Origin of the sequence: uncultured Helicobacter sp. (genome assembly GCF_947367035.1) — a bacterium.
Taxonomy (GTDB): Bacteria; Campylobacterota; Campylobacteria; order Campylobacterales; family Helicobacteraceae; genus Helicobacter_D.
Window position 1 is genome coordinate 1 of sequence record NZ_CANBCA010000012.1, and the last position, 16,887, is coordinate 16,887.

Consider the following 16,887-nt stretch of genomic DNA (forward strand, 5'->3'; position numbering starts at 1 on the left):
CCCCTCCTTTCCCCCCCCCCCGCGCCCCCCCCCCGCTCCGCCCGGCGGGGGGGGGGGCCCTTTTCTTTAGGCTTTTGAAAGTAATTCAAAAGCACAAAAAAGAAATCAAAGATTATCAACAAGCTATTCAACATTCCCCCTCTTTGAAATATCCCCCTTTAAAATCTCTCAAGGATTATGCCCAAAGTGTAGAGATTCAAAATCAGCTTACTTATCGTTTAGGAGAAGAGTTCTTAAATGCCTATAAATTTTGGTGGTGTGGAGGATTGCTTTATTTCTTGCTTAGGATTCCAAGCATTAAGGCGGAGGCGAGAAAGCAACCTCAAAACCAATGGAATCGATCTGAAATTTATTTGAAAGAACTTTTGGTGCGCATAAAACACATTGAAGCCATCAGCGATATTTTTTGGACTTCTAAGCTTAAAGACATTGCGTTTCGTGGGCAATTAGGACAAGACGCATTGGCTTATGTGCTAAATGGCTGCAAAAAAGAGGGATTTTTTGTGGATATTGGAGCGCATAATGGGTTGATGATTTCCAATTCGTATTTGTTTGAGCAGATTGGTTGGAAAGGAATTTGCGTGGAGGCAAATCCTAATACTTTTGCGAATTTGGAGAGGAATCGCAAATGCGATGTCTATAATCTCGCTGTATTTTCTAAAAATATCGGAATTACACGTATGGCAATTTCAAAGAATAGTGGATTAGATACCTTGGAGATAAATCTCACAGAAGCACACAAAAGGAGAGTGGAAAAAGGAGGGGAAATATCTTATGTAGAGGTGCAAACGGCAACTTTTAATGAGATTATGGCAAAGTATCCCGAAGTTTCGCATATTGACTTTATGTCCTTAGATGTAGAGGGTGGGGAGCTAGAGGTGCTAAAGGGGATTGATTTTGACAAATATACTTTTGGTTGTATTGCCATAGAACACAATTATTTCAAAGATGCACAAAAAGAAGTGGGTGGATTATTAAAAAGCAAGGGTTATAGAATCTTGATGTGGAATGGTTGGGATTATCTTTTTGTTAGAGATGAAAAGATTCGGTGGAATTGGTAATTCATCATTATTCAAGATAAAATTTGTTAAAAAGTAAAATAATGGAATCTTGTTTTTAATTTATTGGTTTTGTCGATGTTGTGCCTCAATTATTAGAGGGTTTTTTAATTTAGTAAAGTCTTGAAGTCCTCTTCATTGATGATTTTAACACCCAAATCTTGCGCTTTGGTCAGTTTTGAACCTGCATTTGCACCACAAAGTAGAAAATCGGTTTTTTTAGAGACACTCCCACTAACTTTTGCACCAAGTGATTCTAATAATTCCTGATAATCTTGGCGTGCTTTGGAAAGTGTGCCTGTGATGACAAAAGTTTTGCCTTTAATTTTAGAGTCTTGCACAAGGGGTTGTGCGCTACAAAGAGGAGAAATAATCTTTAATAAACGCAAAAGTCGCTCAAGATTGACTTTGCAAAACTCACTTAAGGAAGCCGCCATTTCTTCTCCAAATCCCTCAAGAATGATAAAATCCTCATAAGTTTTTTTGTAAAACTCTAACCCAAAGGCATTAGCTAGTTTTTTGCTTGCTCCCTCACCAATGTGTTCAATCCCAAGCGCATTAATGAAACGCCATAATTCTACCCCGCGCGTTGCTGCAATAGCATTTAGGAGATTACCAATTTTTTTATCCTTAAAGCCTTCTAATCCCTCTAAATCATTTGGTTGTAAATAAAATAAATCTTCTATGGAATGAATTTTTCCTGTATCAAAAAGCATTTCAACGATTTTTTCTCCCAAACCATCAATGTTTAATGCCTTTTTGCTTGCAAAGTGGATAATAGCATTTTTCACACGCGCTTCACAGCTAAGATTTTGGCATTTAATAAGTTTTTCTTCAATCAGTAATTCACTCTTGCAAATGGGGCATTTTGTTGGAATTGGACAAGGAGTTTGTGTGCCATCACGTAGGGCAGGTAAGGATTTGATGATTTTAGGAATCACATCACCACTACGAATTAAAATGACAAAATCATTGATTTGAATATCTTTTTTGGTAATTTCATCAAAGTTATGCAAGGTCGCACGACTGACTTTTGCTCCCTCAATCCTTATGGGTTCAAGTTCTGCAACTGGTGTGATGACACCTGTTCTTCCTACTTGCAGAGTGATTCCTAGAATTTTTGCCTTTTTTTCAATGGCTGGAAATTTATAAGCACAAGCAAAACGAGGTGCTTTGATAGTAAAGCCAAGTTTCCCTTGCAAAGGAATAGAATCCACACACACTACCATTCCATCTAAGGTAATAGGATAGGAATCGCGTTTGGAGATTAAATGAGAATAGGCTGTTTCAATTTCTTGAATGTTGTTACAGAGTTCCACGAAAGGAGATTTTTGGAATCCTAAAGTATAGATTTGTTCCATAAGCGCAAAGAAGCTATTTTGTGAAGTCTTATTCATAGATTCCATAAAGTCTGCAATATCATACGCACCTACGCCCCAAGGAATAAATTGTAATTTTCGTTTTGCAGTGATTTTGGGGTCAAGTTGGCGCAAACTCCCTGCTGCTGCATTGCGTGGGTTGGCAAAGAGATTTTCTCCTTGTTGTAATCGTTCAAGATTCAGCTTTTCAAAGTCATCTTTGGCAATTACACATTCTCCACGAATTTCAATGCGTCCTTTGTAGGCAATTTTTAAAGGAATGCTTGGAATTGTGCGTGCATTTTGCGTTACATTCTCTCCGATAAAAGCATCTCCTCTTGTTGCAGCGCTTTTTAAGATTCCATCTTCATAAAGGAGATTTAAGCTTGCTCCATCAAATTTAGGGCTGATAAAGAAATTTAAAGTCTCACAATTACTTCCACGCAAAATGCGTTCAATCCAATCTTGTAGTTCTTGGAGATTAAATACATCTTCTAAACTCCACATTCTTTGAATATGGGTAGATTTGCTAAAGAATTCTAACACTTTATCACCCACGCGTTGTGTAGGTGAGTCTGGGGCAATCTCGTGAGGGTTTTTTAATTCATAATCTTTGACTTTGCGATAAAGTGTGTCGTATTCCTCATCACTCGCAATAGGGTCGTCTAAAACATAATAATGTTTTGCCCATAAATTTAAATGTTCAATGGCTTGTAAATATTCTTCTAAAGTCATTTTAGATTAAGTTTTAAGGCTTCATTGTCCATAATGCCAATGCCTTTAGACAATGTGTTTTTGGCAATTTCTTGTGCTTCTTGTAAAGAGTGCATTAAGTAAGTTCCACATTGCAGAGGATTTGCCTCTGGAATCTCATTAACTTCTAAAATGTCTTGCATACTTTTCTCCCACGCATTACGCACTTCTTGTGGGGTTGGTTTGCCAATAAGGCTCATATAAAATCCTGTGCGGCAACCCATAGGGGAAATATCAATAATTTCTACCTTTTGGCTGTTTAAATGGTCACGCATAAAGCCTGCAAAAAGGTGTTCTAATGTATGGATTCCTTTTTCGCTTAATATTTCAACATTGGGCTTACAAAAGCGCAAGTCAAACACACAAATTTCATCGCCTTTTGGTGTGTGCATAACCTTCCCAAGACGCACTGCTGGAGCTGGCATAAGTTTATGATCTACTTTAAAGCTATCTAAAAGTGGCATTGAATATTCCTTGATGTTAAAATGGAAGCAATAATGTTAGCAAATTTCTATTAAAATAAGCCTTTTGTGTGTAAAAGGTTTAAGATTTTCAGGCTTAAGGCAGAGAGAGGTAAGGATTGCAAGGAAGTTTGTGTGAAAAACTCTAAGGAATCGTTAATTAAAGAATTATTATTTAACAGAGAATCAAGGCACTCAAAAGGACAAAGATATATTTCTATTTTAAGATTGTATTTTGTGTAAGAATGTTTTGACCCCCCAATTTTTTGACTTACTTCAATTATAGGTGGTGGAATTTGAGGAAAGTTATAAAGTCCGAAATAGAGCTTATCTTGGCTTTTTAAAAGTGCAATTTTGGAATCTTGAATGAAAATCCCAAAATGCAGAGTTTGTTTGATTGTTTTTGTTTGTTTGGTTTGTGTAAAAGTTTGCCAATTTTCTTTACCTAAGCAAAGATTATTTAAAGGACAAATTTCACATTTAGGAGATTTTGGCAGACAAATGAGTGCGCCTAAATCCAATAAAGCTTGATTGTGATTGAAAGCGTCTTTGGGATTTAAAATTAACTTGGCTTTGGATTCTAAAATAGAGGGAGTAGCAGAATGTAAGGCAAAAAGTCGCAAAAGAATGCGTTTGATGTTAGAATCCACAAAGCTAACAGGTAAATCAAACCCAAAACACGCAATTGCTCCAGCAGTGTAAGCTCCGATTCCAGGAAGTTGGCGCAAGAGATGTATATCGCAGGGCAAAGGATTTTCATAAGAAATAAGAGCCAAATTGTTTTTAGAATCCTTATGCAGATTCGTATATCGTGTTGCATTATTTAGGTGATGAATACAAATTTGTGCGAGTTTGTGTAGATTTCTTGCACGGGAGTAATAACCAAGTCCTTGCCAAGCGTGTAATACCTCGGTAATATCCGCTTTGCTTAAAGCTTGGAGATTTGGAAAACGTTGTAAAAAAGGGAAATAGAATCTTTCTAGCACTGTTTTGACTTGTGTTTGTTGGAGCATCATTTCACTAATTAATACGCAATAGGGGCGATTAGGGGCTAGTCTATCACGCCAAGGCAGATGATGGCGACCTTGTTTTGCATACCAACTTAAAAGTGCTTTTTGAGCATTTTTAAGCTTATTTGCATTGAGTTTGGAATCCATTACAGATAAGGATCAACGCGTTCTTTATAAAGTTTAAGGATATTTTTGGAATCTTGAAGTTCGGAGGAAAGGAGTTTTAGGGATAGAGTGTTGAATTGAATTTTTTTGCGCAATTCCAAAATTTGTTCTATGCAGTCCTCTGGAGTGCCGACAATCATACATTCCATAATTTTATTTTTATTAAAAAATGCTGCCCTAAACTCCTCGTAATCACTTGTTTTAATAATGGCTTCAAAGGTTGGATTGGATTCATTGGCACGAAGCATACATTGTGTGAAAATATCTACACCTATTTGTGCTTTCTCTTGCGCGACACTTCTGTCTTCATCAATATAAATTGCGCGCGTTAGCACAAACTCCAAGTCTTTTGCTCCATTTTGGGCAAAAATATCATAAATCTCTTTAGCTCGTTTTGCTTCAAGCGTTAAAGCTCCTAAGAAATTATAGCCTCTTTGTGCCGAAATTTTCAATGTCTCCTCGTGGTCACTTGCGACATAAAATGGAATCAAGCCTAGCGGATGAGGACAAATGCTAATATTGTTGAGGTCAAAAAATTCTCCTTCGTGTGTTACTTGATTTTTAAAAAGCAAGTTATGCACAATCTCGGCATTTTCTAACATAATTTTACGATTATTTTGAGGATTGTTTCCCATTGAAATATCAAAAATTGGAAAAGCCCCACGTGCGAAGCCAAAAAGGAATCGCCCACCGCTTAATAAATCTAGTGTAGCAATTTCTTCTGCTAGTTGAATAGGGTGGTAATGGGGTAGTAAAATAGCAGCACCTCCTACTTTGATTCGCTCCGTGCGTGCAAGTGCATAGCCTATAAGTGCAAGAATGGAAGGGCAAAGTGTGAAGCTATTAAAATGATGTTCTCCAATCCACGCTTCATCAAATCCCAATTTATCAGCATATTCTATTAATTCAATCGCATCTGAAATGGCATTTGCTTCATTATTTTTCCAATTTTCTACTAACTCAAAAATGCTACTTTTCATTTCTTAACTCCCCTTTTGTCTAAATGAAATTTTAAAAAAGTTATAATTATATCATAAAGATAAAGAAAAAATAAACCACGCTCTAACGGTGTTTTAACCCCACATTTAAAGCTTGTTCTAGCAGTTCTTTGCGTGCAGGATTGGCTTGTTTAAAATGTCGCTCTACTTCTAGGATTAATTTGGCATTTACCCCTTTATGTGAAGTGAGAATAGCAAAAAATTCTAAGTCAAAGTCTGGCATTTCCTCCATATAGCGGTCATAGTGGATAAAGGCTAAATCCGCGTATTTTGCTAGTGTGTTTAAATCGTTATTTTGCTTCTTTAAAGATTCTAAAAGAGTGCTGGCATTTGGTATCTCAAAGTTGCTTTCCTCCTGGATTTTTCTTGGTTTCTCTCTTTTTAATGCAATAAATAATGCAATCAATAGAACCAAAACGATAACAAATATAGAACTAAAAATTAAAATTTCTTTTTGCATTTTGCGCCTTTGTGTATAGTCTGTGAAATTATAACAAATTTAAATTTTATAGAGTTTTGGTTATAATCCTAAATTTTAAGGAGTATTATATGAGTAAAGAAAATTTTAAAGCCAAAGTAGAATCATTGCAAAAAGAACCAAACTATAAACAGCCTTTGGGATTTGGAATTTGTTATGCTGATGTAGGAGTGATAAGTAATAAGGTGTTACAAGCGACTTATCCTGTGCTAAATTGGGGTGAAAACTTTGGTTCTTATGCGATTTTTGAATCTCTAAAGAGCGAATGTGAAGTGCTAGAGGAATGTGAAAGTGAATTAGTACTTGGAATCACAGAAGAGTTCGTCCTAAAAGTCCTAGAAAACTTCGCACCTTTTTTGGCAGAGACACAAGAGAATCCAAATGCGCATAAAAATGTCGCAGTGGTTTTAGAGTTGCAACGCGCTTTGCAAGAGGATAGAATCTATACAGAAAATGGAGATTTTCGCTACCGATTTTGTGCAATCTACCAAGATGTGCAATGCAAAAGTGTAGAATCTGCTTATCTGAAATTACTTGCCCTCTCACTTGGCAAAGCACCGCTTAGAAGTTTGCAACTAGAGGGAATCTTTGGGCTATTAACCAATGTGGCGTGGAGCGGTAATGTGCCTTTTGAATTGGAATGGCTAAGAGAAAATGAGATTGCCTTAAAGATGCGCGGAGAGTTTCCAGCCATTGACTTTGTGGATAAATTTCCACGTTACTTAATGCAAGTGATTCCACAATATGATAATATTCGTCTGCTTGATACTGCTAAAACTCGCTTTGGAGCGTATTTAGGCAAGGGTGGTTATACACAAATGCCGGGTGCGAGTTATGTGAATTTTAATGCTGGAGCAATGGGTGCTTGTATGAATGAGGGGCGCATTAGCTCTAGTGTGGTCGTAGGTGAAGGAAGTGATGTCGGCGGAGGTGCTAGTATTTTGGGTGTCTTAAGTGGTGGAAATGCTGACCCAATTAGCATTGGTAAAAATTGCCTTTTAGGAGTGAATAGTTCCACAGGCATTAGTCTAGGCGATGGTTGTATTGTAGATGGTGGAATCGCAGTTTTAGCTGGGACAATCTTTAAAATCAATGAAGAGGAAGCGAGAAAAATCGCGGAAATTAATTCAAATTTTGAAGTAAGAGAAAGTGGAATCTATAAAGGTAGAGAGTTGTCCGGCAAAAATGGAGTGCATTTCAGGCAAGATTCTAAAACTGGTGCAATGATTGCATTTCGTTCTAATCGTAAGATAGAGTTAAACTCGGCTTTGCATTAGATGATGTTAGATATTCCTTGTGCGTGGAGCGAATATTTGCTTACCTTACCTTTTTCAAAGAAGTGCGTGGATTAAAGAGGGAGTTGAAATAGATTGCCACGACTTGCATTGCAAGTCTCGCAGGGACGCAGTAAGAGATGAATACCATCTTAAAGCTAATTGCTTGTGCGGTAGCGGAATTGTCCCTTCTTAAGCACCATATCCATTCCCCCGATACTATAAAGCCATTTGTTTTCAATTGTATTTTTCATAAATGCTGCCATTTCTCCTTTGACATTTTTATGATAAACAATGCCTACACCATCGGTATGCCCGATAGAACAAACTGTCCCACGATGATTAAATTTGAATATTTTTTCAAAAGCTTTATTTTCTAGTTTTGCACAAAGGAGTTCGGCTAGATAATCTCCCATTTGTGCTGATAATTGTGCAGTGGGTGCGTGAATTGCATCTTTACTAGCAACAATTGCACAATCGCCTACTACATAGATATTTGGAAATTTCTCGCATTGTAATTGAGGATTGACTTTGATGCGTCCTTTTTTGTTTGGGATTTCAGAATTTTCTACAATATCACTTCCTTTGACTCCTGCACTCCAAATGATGGTGTTACCATAGACTTCTTGTGTTTGTCCCTCTTTTTCTACGATGACTCTCCCTTCTTGGATTTCTTTAATAGTTGCCCCTGATAGAATCTCTACACCAAGTGTTTTGAGTTTTGATTCTGCAGTTTGAACAAGGTTTTCATTGAACACTGGTAAAATATGTGGGGAGCGCCCAATACAAGTAACTTTTGGAATTTTTCTATCAATCCCGCAAATGAGGCAGAGTTCCTCTAGTTGTGTCGCAAGTTCTGCTGCGAACTCAATGCCTGTAAAGCCTGTGCCGCAAACAATGACTTGTAAATCTTTTGGATTCTTTGTATGCACAAATTCTTTAAATTTATTTTCAATATTTTTTGTTAGTTTGAGTGCTGCATTGAGCGAAGAGAGTTTATAAGTATATTTATCAACGCCAGGGATTCCAAAATTATCAGGCTTGAAGCCAAGCCCAATGATGAGATAATCATAAAAATACTCTCCGCCATTGCCTATTACTTTGTTTTTTTGTGGTTGAAGATTCTTGATTTTATCTTTAATAAATTCCACTTTTTGTGGATTGAGAATCTTGCGATAATAAATTCTTGCTTTTCGTGCGCTTAATGTTCCAATTGCTACTTTATGTAACAATGTGGTTTGGTAGTGATAATCGTGTTTGCTAATTAAAGTTATTTTTGCATTGCCACAATATTTTCTTTGTAATCCTAAAGCAACTTTTAATCCACCATAACCGCCCCCAATAATTAATATCTTTTTTGCCTCTCCACTCATTTGACACTCCTCGTTTGAAAGTCTAAAATTCTATCTTAAAATATTATTGTTAATAAAATCCTAAAAGGTTAAAAATTATTTTATTTCTTAAAGTTAAGTTAAATTAATAAACTGAAATTTAAATTAAATCATAAAAATAGTTAAACTTTTCGTTATAATTAACGATTTAATTTTATATTATAAGGAATGGGGATTGCAAAACTTTAAACGATATTCTCTAATTGTTGTTATTATCTTAATGTTGTATTTTTTGGTTGTGTTTCCAGAAGTGGCACAAATTCTTGCAGGTGTTGCGATTTTGCTCATTGGTATGATGAATTTAAGCTCTGGATTTAAGTCATTTAGTGGGGGACTTTTAGAAAAGATTTTAACTAAATCTACGGACACGCGTCTAAAAAGTATCGTATTTGGTGTAGTTACAACGATGTTAATGCAGTCTTCAACGCTAGTTTCTGTCATTTCTATCTCTTTTCTCTCTGCTGGCTTGATTACGCTTGCGCAAGGAATTGGAATTATTTTTGGGGCGAATTTAGGCAATAGTGCTGGTTCTTGGTTAATTGTAGGATTGACAAGTATTAATATTTCCATCTTAGCGATTCCGCTTATTGTGTGTGGGACGATTTTAAACTTCCAAAAAGACAAAGTTTTTAAAGGAATTGGACTGATTTTTATGGGTCTTGGATTTTTCTTTTTGGGTGTAGATTATATTAAAAGTGGTTTTGAATCTTACAAAGAGATTATGGACCTTTCACGGTTTAACTTTGATGGATTTAAAGGTGTCATTATCTTTGTAGGACTTGGTGCGCTAATGACAGGGATTGTGCAAAGTAGCCACGCAACTTTAGCGATTATCATTTCTGCATTAGTCAGTGGGCAGATTGGTTTTGAAAATGCACTTGCTGCTACGCTTGGAACAAGTGTTGGCGGTGTTGTAACTGCCGTGATTGCAAGTCTTAGTGCAAATATTGAAGGAAAAAAGCTTGCAATTGCAAATTGTATTTTTAATTTTAGTATCGCAATAATTGTGATTATCTTTTTCCCTTATTTTGTCCATTTGGTTAATATAACCGCAGATTTTTTAGGGCTTGCTGCTGATAATGTGGGATTAAAAACTGCACTATTTCATACATTGTTTAATCTTGTAGGCGTGATTCTTATTTCTTTATTTATTCGTCAAATTGTATTTATTTTAGACAAAACAATTAAAGCACCTCGTGATAGAGAGATGGATGCTCCTTTATATTTGGATAACAATATTATAGAATACTCTGACACCGCTATTGAGGCTTTACAGAAAGAATCTGTGCATTTGTATAATAATGCTTATGCGATGATTGCACATACAATTGGCTTTAATCGTAGTGATATTCGTGGTAAAGAAAGTTTTGATACGATAGTAAAAACGAAGAAATGGTTTAGCGGAAATGTAGATTTAGATTATCTTTATAAAAGAAAAATTAAAGTGCTATTTGATGCGATTCTTGAATTTTCCACTAAAGTGCAAAGATATGTAGAAGATGAGGAGAAAAACCAACGCATTTATTCTTTTAAAATTGCAGCACGTAATATCACAGAAGCGACTAAAAACTTGAAACTTATTCAAGCCAATATGAAAATATATTCCGTCTCTACTAATCCTTACTTGGCAGAACAATACAATACGATGCGCAAAGACTTGGGAGAATTGCTACGTAGTATTGAAGAGCTAAAGCTAATGAAAGATGAGAGTGCATATGTGATTTTAAAGCAAATTAGCGCAGCAAAAGATTTGCTAAGAGAATATGACCATCATATAATGCGTGATGTAGAAAAACTCATTTCAGAAGAGAAAATTAGTGCAACTAATGCAACATCAATTCTTAATGATAGTTCTTTTATCGGAGATATCGCGATGAGTTTAATGGAAGCAATAGAGGTTATTTTTACTAAAGAAGAATGGCTAGAGACTCAAGAAAATACAGAAGAAGAGCAAAAAAGCCAAGAATAATTTTCCTAATTACAGGAATAAGGGCAATGGCGTGTCCCACTCTTTCCTTGTGAGTATAAATAAGAATGATGTAGCGGAGTTGTTTAAGTGTAGCTTTATTATGACGCTTTTATAATTTTATATTTTAATTTTCTAGGATATTAATGCGAATTTTAATGATTTTTTGTTTGGTATTTTGTATTCAAATATGGAGTAATGATATTGAAAATACTTTAAAAACCTTGAATCTAACTCCCAAGATACAAGAAAGATTAAAAAGTGCAATGGTGGAGTTTTATGCAGAGAAACACGCCTATCAACAAAACGTTTATCGTATTCGGAATAGATTATTGCTAGACTTAAAAAATAAATCCAAAGTAGATTTGGAGCGATATAAACAAGCATTCAAAGAAGTGAGTGATGAATATATAGAAGCTAGAATTATATTTTATCATTCCATAGTAGAAATTTTAGATACAGAGCAAATGAATAAACTTTTAGAAAAGATTTGGGAGTAGTTGATGTATAAGATTTTGCTTGTAGAAGATGATTTAGAAATGCAGAAATTATTAGTAGATTATTTGCGCCAAAGCGGTATGGAAGTCTTGGCAACGGATAGTCCAAATACAGCGTTAGATTGGGTTAAAAATAAAAGTGGATTTCATTTAGCAGTGTTAGATATTATGTTACCTGAAATGGACGGATTAGAATTGTGTCAAAAATTGCGTAAAATTAGCGATATGCCTATTATTATGTCTTCAGCACGTGCAGATATTAGTAGCAAAATTTTAGGATTTGAACGAGGAGCAGATGATTACTTAGCAAAATCTTATGAACCCATTGAACTTGTTGCGCGAATTAATGCCTTATTAAAGCGATATTCACAACACAAAAGTGTGCGATATGGAGATTTGGAAGTAGATATTGATAAACGCAAAGTAAAAATCGCAGATTATAATGTAGAATTGACACCAGCAGAATTTGAGATTCTAAGCTTGTTGATTGGACACAAAGGAAAGCCTTATTCACGTGAATCTCTAGCTCAAGCAATTTCTAGCATTGCCCCAGATTCCTCTTTACGAAGCATTGATACACATATTAGGAATTTAAGAATAAAATTAGGTGATGATGCAAAAACACCTAAATATATTCAATCTATTTGGGGGATTGGTTATAAGTTTTGTGATTAAATCTTTTTAAAGGGATAATTTAAAATGAAAGATGAGTTGAAAATCCGAGGTTTCATTCCTCCTCTTTTTGTGCAAATTTATCTTTTATTTATTGTTTCTATTGGTATTAGTGGGACGATTATCTATTTAATTAATGTTAATAATCTAAAAAAAAATGAAGAAGCAATTCTTTCTAAAACAACTTTTTTAGCTCAACAATCTTTATTAGAGTTTATTAGCGGCAACACAATACGTTTGCGTGAGATTGTAACAAACAACCATTACAAAATCGTGCGTCAAATGCCAAAAAATGCAACGATATTATTAGAGAATCACGATTCTTTTGTAGAAATGAAGATTTTTAAGTTTGAAAGTCATTATGGCTTTGACTTAGAATACTTAGGAATGAATTTTGTTGCATTAAGAGATTACGAAGTGGAATTGTCTATGGATAGTGGTTTGAATTTATGGATTCTTTTAGATTTTTTAATACAGCTTTTAACCTTTGCAATTCTTTTAGTGTCTTTGTATCCTTTAAAGATTTTGCGAAGTGCTTTGCAAGAATTTACAAAAGGAAATTATAAAATTAAGATTCCAGTGCCAAAAGAGCCACAACAAGCGCAGTTGGCATTGAGTTTTAATGCGATGAGTGTAAAGATTTCTAAACTGATGATGGCACGAGAGTTTGTGCTAAGAAATATCGGACACGAACTAAAGACACCAATTTCTAAAGCAAAACTCGCATTAGAAATGATGCCAGAAAATTTACAAAAACCTCTTGTAATGAGATGTGTTCGTAATTTGGATAATCTTACAAGTCAGATTTTGACTTTTGAGAAAATTCAAGAGGGAGGAGATTTACTTGTATGGAGTAAGTTTGATGTGGAAACATTGATTGTGGAGACTTTACAACATTTATTTTTAGAAGAAGAGGAATTAGAAATTGACATTGAGGAGAATTTCAAAATCAATGGAGATTTGCAGTTTCTCTCTATTGCTTTAAAGAATTTAATTGGAAATGCAAAAAAATATAAAAGCAATGGAAAGATTATTGTACAAGCAAAATTAGAAAAAGGGCTTGAAAATATAATAACTTGGGGTTTAATGTCAGGAGTTAATGAATCTTTTGCGATAAGTGTTAGTAATTTTGGCGCACCCTTAAAACAACCCATTAATTATTATTTTGAGCCTTTTTCACGCGAAGATACCCACGCTTTGATTCAAGGCTATGGGCTTGGGCTTGGAATTTTAAAGGGTATTTTAGAATTACACCATTTAGGATTTGGTTATGTTTATGAGAAAAATCAAGTAAATGAAAACTCAGTAGAGGGGATTCATCACTTTAAAATTATCTTTCCAAAAGGAGTAGAATAATGGAAATTATAGGGATTGATTTGGGGAGTAATTCTTTACGTGGAGTGAGAATCCAAGTCATAGAGAAAGAATCCCACAAGGAATTTCTATTTTTAAGTGAATATGATACAACTGTGCGCACGGCAGAGAGATTAGAAGAGAGTGGTGAAATTTGTCAAGAGGCAAAAGAGAGGATTATTCAAGGTTTGCTTACGTTAAAAAGTGCATTAAAGATTACATCACAAGATAAAGTGATTGCATTAACAACACAAGCAATGCGTAAAGCACGGAATCGTGAGGATATTTTACAAGCCATTTGGGATTCCACACAGATTCAATTTCAAGTGATTTCAGGAGCACAAGAAGCACAAATTACTGCTCTTGCTCCAAAAATTGCAGTGCAAAAAATTGCAAGAACAAATCCAAAATACCAACAAGATTGTTTTTTGCTTGTAGATATGGGAGGAGCAAGTAGTGAGTTTATCCTCTGTGGAGAGGATATGGATTTAGCAAAAAGCTTTGAGATTGGAATCATTAGCGCAAAAGACCGCTATAAGAGTATAGAAAACCTATTAAAACATAAAGAAGAGTTTTTGAAGCCAATCCTTGCATTTATACAAGAATGTGCTAAAAAAGGCAAAAAAGCACATTTTATGATGGCAAATAGTGGAACACCTACAATGGTATGCGCATTTAAATTGGGACTTCAAACTTACAATGCTAGAGCGATTTTTGGGCTAGAATTGACAAGAGAAGATTTTGCAATAGAACTTACAAAGTTTTTAGCACTTTCAAAAGAATCCCAAATAGGACTTGTCGGAATGTATAAAGCCGATGTCGTGCCATTTGGAATCGCATTATTTGCTTGCTTTATGGAAGCTTTAGAATTTCAAGAATGTTTAGTGATAGATGAGGGTTTGCGTGAGGGCGCAGTGATTGCACATACGCTAGGATTATTGTAGTAGAATCTAAAGCGAATTTAAAAAGATTCAAGATAGTTAATTAGGATTCTTTATCTAGTCCATTTAAGACGGGGACAAATACACAATGTTCTAGCTCCTCTCTTTGATTTAAGATTCCGTTGTGTTTGATAAAACGCGTAATGATTTGGGCATTGCCTCTTTCTATAGGTGCGATGAGGATTCCATCTTCACCTAATTGCGCAACAAGACTTTGAGGAATTTCTTTAATAGAAGCAGAAAAAAGGATTCTATCATAAGGAGCATAAGTATTCCAGCCATTTTGTCCATCATCTAACTTGGTGTTAATGTTAGAAATATTGCACTTTTTGATACGCATTCTTGCTTCTAATAAGAGCTTTTCAATGCGTTCAATACTAAAAACTCTGCGAATAAGTTTGCTAAGAATTGCAGCTTGATAGCCACTGCCACAACCAATTTCTAGCACAGAATCCGCACCTTCGCATTGTAGGTATTCTGTCATTTTTGCTACAGTCAAGGGAGAGCTAATCCATTGACTAGCTCCCATAGGGAGTGCGTCAAGCGTATAAGCAAGATGGGTAAAGCCACTAGGAACAAAAATCTCACGATTCACGCTTAAAAAAGCTTTTTCAACTAATGGGCTAAGAGAGAATCTCTTAGAGATTTCAAGCACCATATTGGCGGTTTTTAAGGATTGCATATTGTTTTACTAAGCCCAATGTCAATGAATTTGCGCGCTTGAGTAATTTCATTAAAGTTCGCGTGCAAAGTAATCACTTCTTGGCTGTCTTCTTTGGTTGCATAGCCAAAAGGCGAGATGATTGCACTTCCTTTTGCGCAAGTATCGTTTGCTCCACTACTTGCAATAACAAAGCTTTGTGTGGTAATGGCTAGAGCTTTGCAGAGAGTTTCAAAGTTATCTTTGCGCTCTTTTCCCCATTGTGCTGGAACAAAGATCATATCGCAACCTTTGACGCGTTGCCAAAGATCAATAAAGCGCAACTCAAAGCAGTTAATTGCTCCACATAAAAGCCCATCAATTTCAAAAGGTGCAATTTCTTCTAAATCCCCGCTTTGAAAATGTAAATGTTCATTACCTAATGGAAAAAGTTTGTGTTTGCTTTGTTTGTGTAGCAATTCTCCTTTGTGAAAAACTTTTAAATTATTATAAAATCCCTCACGATATTTTTCAATCATTGTTAGGATAATTGTCCTATCACAACAAAGACGCAAGAGCGATTCTGTTGCGACTTTGGCAAACTCCGCTGCTTCGTCCATTCTCTGATAACAAAAGTTTGTTAAGCAAACTTCTGGTGCTAAAATGATAGAATTGCTCTCGCAATTTAAAATGAGATTCTTTAAATGCGCCAAGTTTTCTTCAAAATTTTGCTTTGTTTTAAGCTGTAATGAATAAAGTTGTTTAGAAATCATCAAAATTTATACTCCCTTTTGCGTAATTGGTTACATTTCCTTCAAAAAAATTCGTTTTTTGTTCATTAAAAGAGCTAAAAGAATCTACCCATTTAATAGGGTGTTTGGCATTATAAAGCGGGGGGAAACCCACACGCTTTAATCTATCATCAGCTAAGTAACAAATATATTCGTGAATAATTTCAGTTGTAAGTCCTAAGATTTGCCCTTGTGTAATGTATTCTCCCCAATTTGATTCAACTTTTACAGCTTCTCTAAACATTTCAATAACTTCTTCTATTAAATTTTTAGTAAAAGATTGTGGCATTTCTTTTTTAAGTGCATTAATCATATTTTGAAATAATAATAAATGTGTAACTTCATCTCTTTGAATAAAGCGAATCATTTGAGCACTTCCTAACATTTTCCCACTTCTAGCAAGGGTATAAAAAAAGGTAAATCCACTATAAAAATAAATTCCTTCTAAGATTTGGTTTGCAAACATCGCTTTAATGAGTGTATATTCTGTAGGATTAATGGCTAATTCCTCATAAACATTGGCAATATAATCATTTTTATTTTTTAATTTAATATCATTTCGCCACATCTCATAAATTTCATCAGTATTAGCTGAAATAGATTCTACCATTACAGCATAGCTTTGAGAATGCAATGCTTCTTCAAAAGATTGACGCACTAAAATTAAATTAATTTCTGGACTTGTAATATAAGGATTCACATTATCAATTAAATTATTAGTTTGCAAAGAATCCATAAAAATTAATTGAGCTAAAGCTCTATCATAACCGATTTTTTCTTCTGGTGTCAAACCATCTGTATAATCCCGTTTGTCTTGTGTCATATTCACTTCTTCTGGAAACCAAGAGTTTGCAAGCATTACTTTCCATAAATTATAAGCCCATTGGTATTTAATTTTATTTAATTCAAAAATACTTGTAGGATTTCCACCAAAAATTTTTCTTTCATTAACACTTTCTTGTGAGTTTGGATTATAAATTTTTTTGCGGTTAATCATCAAATTGCCTTAAATAAACATAAAATATTAAGTATAAAATAAAAGTAGAAATTATAAAATTTTAAAGATTTAAATCTTATTAAT

General features: G+C 34.9%; 16 protein-coding genes. 7 read left to right on the forward strand and 9 right to left on the reverse strand.

Annotated elements, in window-relative coordinates; all coding sequences use genetic code 11:
* Positions 1-1,061 (forward strand): FkbM family methyltransferase (locus tag Q0Y61_RS05300; protein ID WP_297812489.1); only part of this gene is annotated, 1,061 nt, incomplete at its 5' end.
* A gap of 104 nt (positions 1,062-1,165) precedes the next feature.
* On the opposite strand, the gene ligA is transcribed toward Q0Y61_RS05300, so the two are convergent.
* The 5 genes from ligA to Q0Y61_RS05325 all read right to left on the reverse strand — a co-directional run bounded on the left by ligA (position 1,166) and on the right by Q0Y61_RS05325 (position 6,263).
* Positions 1,166-3,151, reverse strand: coding sequence for an NAD-dependent DNA ligase LigA (gene ligA / locus Q0Y61_RS05305; RefSeq protein ID WP_297812492.1), 1,986 nt, complete (start codon positions 3,149-3,151; stop codon positions 1,166-1,168).
* Positions 3,148-3,633: an S-ribosylhomocysteine lyase gene (luxS, locus tag Q0Y61_RS05310; protein WP_297812496.1), complete on the reverse strand. Its 486-nt coding sequence runs from the start codon at positions 3,631-3,633 to the stop codon at positions 3,148-3,150. Before luxS ends, ligA begins: the two co-directional genes overlap by 4 nt.
* 50 nt (positions 3,634-3,683) lie before the next feature.
* A complete protein-coding gene (locus Q0Y61_RS05315) occupies positions 3,684-4,787 on the reverse strand; it encodes an A/G-specific adenine glycosylase (protein WP_297812499.1) in 1,104 nt (367 codons plus the stop codon).
* On the reverse strand, positions 4,787-5,785 hold the full coding sequence (locus tag Q0Y61_RS05320; RefSeq protein WP_297812502.1) for an LLM class flavin-dependent oxidoreductase: 999 nt from the start codon (positions 5,783-5,785) through the stop codon (positions 4,787-4,789). Before Q0Y61_RS05320 ends, Q0Y61_RS05315 begins: the two co-directional genes overlap by 1 nt.
* 82 nt (positions 5,786-5,867) lie before the next feature.
* Entirely contained in the window at positions 5,868-6,263 is a 396-nt protein-coding gene (locus tag Q0Y61_RS05325) for a hypothetical protein (RefSeq protein WP_297812505.1), read from the reverse strand.
* Between the two features lie 89 nt (positions 6,264-6,352).
* On the opposite strand from Q0Y61_RS05325, the gene Q0Y61_RS05330 reads away from it, so the two are divergent.
* The gene (locus Q0Y61_RS05330; RefSeq protein ID WP_297812508.1) at positions 6,353-7,558 is read left to right on the forward strand and encodes a 2,3,4,5-tetrahydropyridine-2,6-carboxylate N-succinyltransferase; all 1,206 of its coding nucleotides are present in this window, start codon (positions 6,353-6,355) and stop codon (positions 7,556-7,558) included.
* 155 nt (positions 7,559-7,713) lie between these two features.
* On the opposite strand, the gene Q0Y61_RS05335 is transcribed toward Q0Y61_RS05330, so the two are convergent.
* On the reverse strand, positions 7,714-8,928 hold the full coding sequence (locus Q0Y61_RS05335; protein WP_297812511.1) for an NAD(P)/FAD-dependent oxidoreductase: 1,215 nt from the start codon (positions 8,926-8,928) through the stop codon (positions 7,714-7,716).
* Between the two features lie 238 nt (positions 8,929-9,166).
* On the opposite strand from Q0Y61_RS05335, the gene Q0Y61_RS05340 reads away from it, so the two are divergent.
* The 5 genes from Q0Y61_RS05340 to Q0Y61_RS05360 all read left to right on the forward strand — a co-directional run bounded on the left by Q0Y61_RS05340 (position 9,167) and on the right by Q0Y61_RS05360 (position 14,378).
* Positions 9,167-10,915, forward strand: coding sequence for a Na/Pi symporter (locus Q0Y61_RS05340; protein WP_297812642.1), 1,749 nt, complete (start codon positions 9,167-9,169; stop codon positions 10,913-10,915).
* 143 nt (positions 10,916-11,058) lie between these two features.
* Positions 11,059-11,412 carry a hypothetical protein gene (locus Q0Y61_RS05345; protein ID WP_297812514.1) on the forward strand — a complete coding sequence of 118 codons (354 nt, stop codon included), beginning with the start codon at positions 11,059-11,061 and terminating at the stop codon, positions 11,410-11,412.
* Between the two features lie 3 nt (positions 11,413-11,415).
* Entirely contained in the window at positions 11,416-12,084 is a 669-nt protein-coding gene (locus Q0Y61_RS05350) for a response regulator transcription factor (protein ID WP_297812517.1), read from the forward strand.
* A gap of 24 nt (positions 12,085-12,108) precedes the next feature.
* Positions 12,109-13,437, forward strand: a complete 1,329-nt coding sequence (locus tag Q0Y61_RS05355; RefSeq protein ID WP_297812520.1) for a histidine kinase dimerization/phospho-acceptor domain-containing protein — start codon at positions 12,109-12,111, stop codon at positions 13,435-13,437.
* Positions 13,437-14,378: a phosphatase gene (locus Q0Y61_RS05360; RefSeq protein WP_297812523.1), complete on the forward strand. Its 942-nt coding sequence runs from the start codon at positions 13,437-13,439 to the stop codon at positions 14,376-14,378. The genes Q0Y61_RS05355 and Q0Y61_RS05360 overlap by 1 nt, the downstream gene beginning before the upstream one ends.
* A 40-nt stretch (positions 14,379-14,418) precedes the next feature.
* On the opposite strand, the gene Q0Y61_RS05365 is transcribed toward Q0Y61_RS05360, so the two are convergent.
* From Q0Y61_RS05365 to Q0Y61_RS05375, 3 genes are read right to left on the reverse strand one after another with little or no spacing between them, the layout of a single operon-like run.
* A complete protein-coding gene (locus tag Q0Y61_RS05365) occupies positions 14,419-15,057 on the reverse strand; it encodes a protein-L-isoaspartate(D-aspartate) O-methyltransferase (RefSeq protein WP_297812526.1) in 639 nt (212 codons plus the stop codon).
* Positions 15,045-15,788, reverse strand: coding sequence for a carbon-nitrogen hydrolase family protein (locus Q0Y61_RS05370; protein ID WP_297812529.1), 744 nt, complete (start codon positions 15,786-15,788; stop codon positions 15,045-15,047). Before Q0Y61_RS05370 ends, Q0Y61_RS05365 begins: the two co-directional genes overlap by 13 nt.
* Positions 15,778-16,806 carry a ribonucleotide-diphosphate reductase subunit beta gene (locus Q0Y61_RS05375; protein ID WP_297812532.1) on the reverse strand — a complete coding sequence of 343 codons (1,029 nt, stop codon included), beginning with the start codon at positions 16,804-16,806 and terminating at the stop codon, positions 15,778-15,780. Before Q0Y61_RS05375 ends, Q0Y61_RS05370 begins: the two co-directional genes overlap by 11 nt.
* Positions 16,807-16,887 lie beyond the last annotated feature (81 nt).

Coding starts and splice junctions, on each gene's coding strand:
- ligA (WP_297812492.1), bottom strand. CDS start 3,151: ATGACTTTAGAAGAATATTTACAAGCCATTGAACATTTAAATTTATGG.
- luxS (WP_297812496.1), bottom strand. CDS start 3,633: ATGCCACTTTTAGATAGCTTTAAAGTAGATCATAAACTTATGCCAGCT.
- Q0Y61_RS05315 (WP_297812499.1), bottom strand. CDS start 4,787: ATGGATTCCAAACTCAATGCAAATAAGCTTAAAAATGCTCAAAAAGCA.
- Q0Y61_RS05320 (WP_297812502.1), bottom strand. CDS start 5,785: ATGAAAAGTAGCATTTTTGAGTTAGTAGAAAATTGGAAAAATAATGAA.
- Q0Y61_RS05325 (WP_297812505.1), bottom strand. CDS start 6,263: ATGCAAAAAGAAATTTTAATTTTTAGTTCTATATTTGTTATCGTTTTG.
- Q0Y61_RS05330 (WP_297812508.1), top strand. CDS start 6,353: ATGAGTAAAGAAAATTTTAAAGCCAAAGTAGAATCATTGCAAAAAGAA.
- Q0Y61_RS05335 (WP_297812511.1), bottom strand. CDS start 8,928: ATGAGTGGAGAGGCAAAAAAGATATTAATTATTGGGGGCGGTTATGGT.
- Q0Y61_RS05340 (WP_297812642.1), top strand. CDS start 9,167: ATGTTGTATTTTTTGGTTGTGTTTCCAGAAGTGGCACAAATTCTTGCA.
- Q0Y61_RS05345 (WP_297812514.1), top strand. CDS start 11,059: ATGCGAATTTTAATGATTTTTTGTTTGGTATTTTGTATTCAAATATGG.
- Q0Y61_RS05350 (WP_297812517.1), top strand. CDS start 11,416: ATGTATAAGATTTTGCTTGTAGAAGATGATTTAGAAATGCAGAAATTA.
- Q0Y61_RS05355 (WP_297812520.1), top strand. CDS start 12,109: ATGAAAGATGAGTTGAAAATCCGAGGTTTCATTCCTCCTCTTTTTGTG.
- Q0Y61_RS05360 (WP_297812523.1), top strand. CDS start 13,437: ATGGAAATTATAGGGATTGATTTGGGGAGTAATTCTTTACGTGGAGTG.
- Q0Y61_RS05365 (WP_297812526.1), bottom strand. CDS start 15,057: ATGCAATCCTTAAAAACCGCCAATATGGTGCTTGAAATCTCTAAGAGA.
- Q0Y61_RS05370 (WP_297812529.1), bottom strand. CDS start 15,788: ATGATTTCTAAACAACTTTATTCATTACAGCTTAAAACAAAGCAAAAT.